Raw genomic sequence first — 6393 nt, 5'->3', positions numbered from 1 at the left:
CAAGGCTTCCTCCTAAAAGAAAGCCTTGAATCACGTTCCGTCTGATTTGAGAATCCCAAGAGTCCACACAGCCTAGTGATCGTCGACTGGCCCCGCAGGTCCACGGCTCGGCGCGGACGAGGGAGGCCGATCTATCGGTCGGGTTGGCCCTTGGCACGTCAGGGCGATAGAGTGATTCTCATTGACTTCTGTCCCGCTACCAATCTTCTGCCGTAAAAGCCTGAACCGGCCGCATTACAGAGCTGTTTCAGTCCGCCGGGAAACGATTGCGATTGTAGGCGAGCGGCCAAAAAGTTGGCGAAGAGAAGCCAGGACACAACGAGGCCGGTTCCGATGGGCGCTAGTCAGCGCCCATCGGACGAGTTTGAGGATCGCGCGCTAACTTTTCAGCGCAAGATTTCGCGCAGCACCTCGCCGTCGACGCGGTGGGGCGTGACACCCAGGATCTGCATGACGGTCGGCGCCACGTCGGTGTTGCGCATGCGGCGGATCGTGGCGTCCTTGCGGATCTGCGGGCCGGCGGCGATGAAGGTCGCGCTCATCACCGGCAGCTCGGGATCGTGGCCGTGGGCACCATAGAAGTTAGGCATCGACAGCATGGTCGATGTCGCATTGAACGGCGCATCGCCGAGACGGGCGACGCCGGGGTTCTGGATGCCGTCGAAGTTGTAGCCCGGGGCCATCAGCGCGAACACATCGCCGAAATCCTGTCCGATGGTCTTGCTGGTGCATTCCCCGGTCCCTTCCTCGCACTGCAGCGGCCGGGTCTCGACCACGGTGAAGATCCGCCCGTCCTTGAGCGAGTAGTTGAACTTCGGGTTGGAATCGACCGCGTTCTTCACCGCGTCGGTGATCTGCGTTACCAGCGCCTTGTAGGCCGCCAGATCGACGGTGCCGCCCAACTCGCGGTTCTGCAGGTTGACGTAGATGTTGGCCGCCGGACCCGAAGTGCGGATCGCGATCTTGGTGGTGTCGATGCCGGCGTTGCGCAGGACGTTGGTCAGGTTGACCGAGGTGTGGAACGGCGCGAAGCCGTGGTCCGACGCCACGATGACGTTGCTGTCACGGACCGCCGCATCGGCGATCTGCTTCACCGCCTTGTCGGCCGTCTGATAGGCGAAACGGATATATGAAGCATACCGCGCGACCTTGGCCGGATCCTGGCCCCCGCCGATCGAGTTCGGATCGGTCGGGTTGGTGCCCTGGCGGCGGTCGGTGAGCAGGAACTGATGCTCGGAACCGTCGGGCTGCTCGATGTAGACCATCACGAGATCAGCGTCGGGATGGTTCCGGATCGCGCGCTCGCCGATATCAGCCTGGTAGCGCACGAAGGTCTTCACCATGTCCTCGAACATCGTCTCGATCTCGAGGTCGGGGAAGTTGGTGAAGCCCGGGCTCAGCCGCTCCGGAATCCGGAAGTCAGCCTGCGGACGCCAGAATCCGACATTGTTGTTGATGTCATCGACATCGGCCAGCACCGCCGCGTTGCGCGGGATGTAGTTGGCTCCGTAGCGGGCGAACCGCACCACCGAAAGATCGGGCGCCAGCGCCGAGACCAAGTATGCGGCGCCGACCCTGGCCCCGCTGCCTTCGAAGAAGAATGGCGCATTCTCGCCGCCGAGCTTGACGTAGGCCGGTCCGGTCGACGGCGCGTGGAACGGTCCTGCCGTAATGCCGCGCGTCGCGTCAAAGAACACCAGCGTGTCGTAATTCACCTTGCGGTCATTGGTGGTGTCGAGCGCCGCCACCCGGATCGAATATTTAACGTCGAGCGTCGCCGCATTGGTGCAGGTCGCCGATGGCGCCGACGAACACGAGAACGTCTCGATCGGCGCTGAGGTTACCAGCACCGGGCTAAACGAGAAACGGCCGGCCGCCTGGAGCGCCGTGACAACAGCCGGATCGGACGTGAAATCACCCCGGGACAGCGAGAAGCCCTGAGCCCCGATACCGCCGAACGCCCCGAACGGCACGGTAAAGTCGGTGACGCGGATCGGCTGGGCCGGTTGCACCACGGTGTTGTTGATGGAGATGTCGGCGCCGTCGCCGCCCGGCCAGGTCGCGGTGACCACTTTCTTGCCCTGCTGGCGCAACTGCACCCACAACGGCAACGCCGTCGGCCGCGGCGAAGGCCCGAGCGGGCTCTCGCGATAGCCGCCGATCGGTGCCGCAAATCCGCTGATGCTCGATGAGATCGGCCCGACGATTGCCTGGAAGGTGTTCGACGGGATGTCGTTGTGAACCGCCGTCGAGCCGGTGGCAATCTCGATGTGCGACACCGCGGTGAGCGACGGCGACGCCGTCACGTTCTGCTCCGCCACCGCGCCGCGGCGGCTCAGCCGCGCCAGGCCGCCGTCATGCGGCAACACGCCCTCGTCGATGAACTTCTGGATGAAATCGGGCTTCGCGCCGTCGAGCGAGATCACCACCACCCGCGGCGACTTGCGACCATGATGGTTCCCGTCCTGATCGCCGTCATGATCATGGTCGCGGTTGTCGCCGTGGTCGCGGTTGCCGCCGTCGTTATCGGCGTGCGCCGGCGCCGCAACGCCGGTCAGCGATGCAGCGAGCGACATTGCCAATATCAAGGAGAGAAAACTCTTCAAGTTCATATGGACGCCCCATTTTCGCTGCGCAATCTAGGCGGGTTTGGTCGGAAACGACGCAACGATTATCGGGCTTGGCTAACGACGCGCATGTGACGCTTCGGCGACACCTGTAATGTGGTGGCGACAACGCTACGATGATGTCGGCACGTGGCCTTTCGCGTCGATATTAGAAGTAACCAGCGCTCCTTGCCGTGCGAGGGAACGCAAGCGTTCGGATCGCAATCTGTTTCGAGTGGAACCACGTACGTCGAGGCCGAACGCGTCTGCAACGCTTGGTGGCGAGTCTCGGAGCAATGGTGCAGTCAACCAGTGAGCGTCACCCGCAAGTTCGTGCCTGCAGGGTCATGCGATAGGTCTCTGACGATGTCTGACAATCTCAATTCGAATAAGTGCGCGTCTGGATTTGGCAGCCTTCTGCGCTTTCGGTATCGAGCTCGCGCCAACCCATCGCCTCCGCATATTGCTGCGTGGACATTGGCACAAACTGTGTATTGGGCAGCGCCATCGTTGAGCTGGCTCAGTGCGACGTTCGCATTCTGGCACGCGCCACAGTGTCCGCATGCTGCCACAGACTGGAACTTAATCTAGAAGTCTGAGCGCAAATGGTAGCGGTGCAAATCGCGCGGCGCACGGGCTACGACCACCTTGAACGATCCACCGGGAAAGCGTTCGCTCAGCAGGATGTTGCGATCTTCGCTGTCGGTCTCTGCACTCATGCGCCGCGCAATATCAGCATCTCGGCGAAGACAGGCTCGACGTCGCTCACAACGCAGTCGCGGCAGTCGGCCTGTGTCGGCATTCCCACGAGACATGGCGACGTTTCATGACAGGCATATGACATTCCGGGGATCGCGAAGCCGCTAAGCACCATGAGGCGGACATCACGAAAAAGCGACGCACCATGCACATACGGCAAAGAGCTCACCCCCTTCACGCCATGCATCACTCCGAGGAAGCCGCCAAGGCCCACATGGAGGAACACGGCAAGAAGTAATTATCGAAGCTTCGATTACGGACCTGCACTTGAGGCCACCTCGATTAGCGGTCTTTTTTCTTTATTCGCCTGAGCGCGACGCCGGCTCTTAACGCGCCCGTGTCAGCGCGAGCCAGATGCCGCCGCCGATCATGAAGCCGCCGGAGACGCGCGAGACCAGGCGCGTCCGCCGCTTGGAAAAGAATTTTCGCGCGCGGCCGGCGAGCAGCGCGTAGACCATGTCGCTCATCGCCGCCGTCACCATGAAGGTCACCCCCAGCAACGCCACTTGCGGGAAGTGATCCTTGTTCAGGTCCACGAATTGCGGAATGAAAGCGCCGAAGAACACCAGCACTTTCGGATTCGACAGCAGCACCAGAAATCCCTGCAGGAAGAAACCGCCGCGCGGTGGCGGCGGCGGTTCATCCGAGCTCACCTCCGCAACCGGCGAGCGGATCAGCTTGATGCCCAGCCAGACCAGGTAGGCCGCGCCGGCAAAGCGCACCCAGTCGAACCAGTAGCCCATCGTCGCCATCAGCGAGGTGAGACCGACCGCAACGACGCCGATCACGATCGCCAGCCCCGCCTGCGCGCCCAGCACATTGGTCAGCGCTGCGCGGGTGCCGTGCCGCAGGCCGTTGGCGATCACCAGCGTGACGATCGGGCCGGGCAACAAAGCGAGCGCAATGCAGGCGGCGACATAGGCGAGATAGGCTTGCAGGGACATGGGAGGACTCGGCTCGAGGCTTTCGTTGCATAATAAGGACATGGATGCCCGGAACAAGCCCGGGCATGCGCATTCTTACTGCGTGTTCATCGCGAATTTTAGCCATCTCGCCGTCTCTGCCGATGCCAGCAATTGCAGTGCCGCGCGCTGCACGACCGCTGCATCTCCCCTGCCCTGCGCCGCCGCCACCAGGAGATCGCAGCGGTGCGAGACCGCGATGCCGATCGCTCCATGCGGCACGCCATCGCCAATCTTCAGATCGTACGTCCTCATGCGTCCGGGCATATCGGCGACACGCACTGCTTTTCCTGCCTGCAGCGGTACAAACTGCGTACTGATCAAGTCGACATCCGCGACGCGGTCGACCTCATCATCGTCGGCGACGCCGGTCGTGCAGTTGCAGAAGCCGAGCTTTGGCCGGATGTAGACCTCGATATCTCCGCCGCAGGCCACGGCATTGCAGCGGAATGCGCGACCGGCGGGCCAGCCGTCGCGCGGAAACGGCCAGGCGATCTCTTGCCATGTCTCGCGCGGCGTCGAAGTCTCGTAGGCTGGGACGCCCGAGAGGACGCCGAGCACAAGTGCTGCAATCGCGATGACCAGCCAGGTGCGCATTCGTCCCGTTCAGGGCAGGCCGGCGACAGCGCGCGCCTCGCCGGTCAATTCGAGTATATGCAGTCCTGTATTGGCGCGGTCGACGGCATAGATATAGCCGCGCTCGTCGGTCTCGACATTGTTGGTCTGGATCGCGACCTTGCAGCGATCCTTGCCCTCGATGGTGACGCAGCGCTTGTCGGTTGCCGGTGTGATCGACGGGATGAAGTAGCCGACTTCCCTGGGGTGATAGGGATCGCGGATGTCGAGGGCACGCACGCCGGCATTGAAGAACGCGATGAAGGCGATTTTCTTGTAGTAGACCGGCGCCATGCTCTCGCTCGAGGAATGCGAACCGAACCGCCCGCCGCGTTCGCAGAACGAGCCGCTCGCCTCCGGCACGGTGTAACTCGAGATCATCATTGGCCGGGTCTCGGTGGTGACGTCAGCGAACCACACCATCTGCCGCGCCTCGCCGCATTCGTTCAAGATCGCCTCGTCGACGATCATCACGATGTCGCGGGTCTTGCCGTCCTTGTCATGCGAAAATTCCGCGATCGGCATGCCCGGCATCGGGAATGCCGTGTGCGCACCGTTGAGTGCCGAGAGCGGCATGCGCGATATTTCGGGATCGCGGAGATTCTCGGCGATCGGCTGCTTCGGTCCGTTGAGCAATTTCTCGCGGTCGACGATCTGCAGGAAACCGCCCTTGTTGGTGCCATAGCCGAAATAGACGCGGTTGCCGGATGAATCTGTTGAGATTGGCCCGTGCAGTTCGGTCGGCACCGCGCCGGTCGAACCAGGCTCCTGGCCCGGCAGGCCGAAATCCCTGATCTTCACGGGATGCGCGGGATCGCTGAGATCGTAGACCTGCGTCATGCGACGGGTGCGCCAGTCCGGCGCGCCCGATACCAGGAAGGCGATGCCGGTGTCGCACTCCCACCAGCTCTTATGCGTATCCTTCAGTCCCCCGATCCGCGCGATCAGCGCGGGATTGGCGGGATCGGCGACATTCCAGATCTCATGCGCCTCGCTGCCGAAGGTGCGTAGCATATAGACCGCGCTCCGATCCCCCTTCGGCAGATCCTTGCCGTCGCAGACACGCACCATCTGCGCGCCACCGGATTCATATTTGCCCTCCTGCCCCGGAATGTGCCGCAGATATTGCGGATGCGCGGGATCGGTGACATCGACGATCGACGTGCCGTTGGGTTCCGGCTTGCCGCTCATCGGATTGACGGGATCGGGGATCTCATCAGTGCCGCCGTGATGGCCGATATAGGCGATCCAGCGGTCGCCCTGATGATGGATGGTGGGCTGATAGGCGCTGCGCGCCTGCAGGTCGTTGGTTCCCACCAATCTCATGTTGGAGGCTTCGGGAGGTGCTCCGACCTTCTGCTGCTCCGCATAAGCGCCCGCGCTCCCGAGAAAAGCAATTGCCACACACAGCGCAAGTTTGCCGCCACCCTTCATGCGTCACTCCCATTGTT

At 62.5% G+C, this 6393-nt stretch carries 4 protein-coding genes; all 4 read right to left on the bottom strand.

Translation table 11 applies throughout. The features are described 5' to 3' along the window. Positions 1–386 precede the first annotated feature (386 nt). The 4 genes from AC5ZGW_RS16880 to AC5ZGW_RS16865 all read right to left on the bottom strand — a co-directional run bounded on the left by AC5ZGW_RS16880 (position 387) and on the right by AC5ZGW_RS16865 (position 6376). Positions 387–2576, bottom strand: a complete 2190-nt coding sequence (locus AC5ZGW_RS16880; protein WP_245475079.1) for an alkaline phosphatase family protein — start codon at positions 2574–2576, stop codon at positions 387–389. Positions 2577–3691: 1115 nt separating this feature from the next. Continuing rightward, a complete protein-coding gene (locus tag AC5ZGW_RS16875) occupies positions 3692–4309 on the bottom strand; it encodes a LysE family translocator (RefSeq protein WP_028163796.1) in 618 nt (205 codons plus the stop codon). A gap of 75 nt (positions 4310–4384) precedes the next feature. Then, positions 4385–4924, bottom strand: coding sequence for a hypothetical protein (locus tag AC5ZGW_RS16870; RefSeq protein WP_130229931.1), 540 nt, complete (start codon positions 4922–4924; stop codon positions 4385–4387). A 9-nt stretch (positions 4925–4933) separates the two neighbouring features. Further along, positions 4934–6376, bottom strand: a complete 1443-nt coding sequence (locus AC5ZGW_RS16865) for an LVIVD repeat-containing protein (protein ID WP_130229930.1) — start codon at positions 6374–6376, stop codon at positions 4934–4936. Positions 6377–6393: the final 17 nt, after the last annotated feature.

This window comes from Bradyrhizobium sp. Crot121 (genome assembly GCF_059512385.1).
The sequence above is the reverse complement of the archived record's forward strand: the minus strand, read 5'-3'. Positions and strand labels throughout refer to the sequence as shown.

What these genes read in the sequence shown, in the direction of transcription:
- AC5ZGW_RS16870 (WP_130229931.1), bottom strand. Translation starts at nt 4,924, where the DNA reads ATGCGCACCTGGCTGGTCATCGCGATTGCAGCACTTGTGCTCGGCGTC.
- AC5ZGW_RS16875 (WP_028163796.1), bottom strand. Translation starts at nt 4,309, where the DNA reads ATGTCCCTGCAAGCCTATCTCGCCTATGTCGCCGCCTGCATTGCGCTC.
- AC5ZGW_RS16865 (WP_130229930.1), bottom strand. Translation starts at nt 6,376, where the DNA reads ATGAAGGGTGGCGGCAAACTTGCGCTGTGTGTGGCAATTGCTTTTCTC.
- AC5ZGW_RS16880 (WP_245475079.1), bottom strand. Translation starts at nt 2,576, where the DNA reads ATGTCGCTCGCTGCATCGCTGACCGGCGTTGCGGCGCCGGCGCACGCC.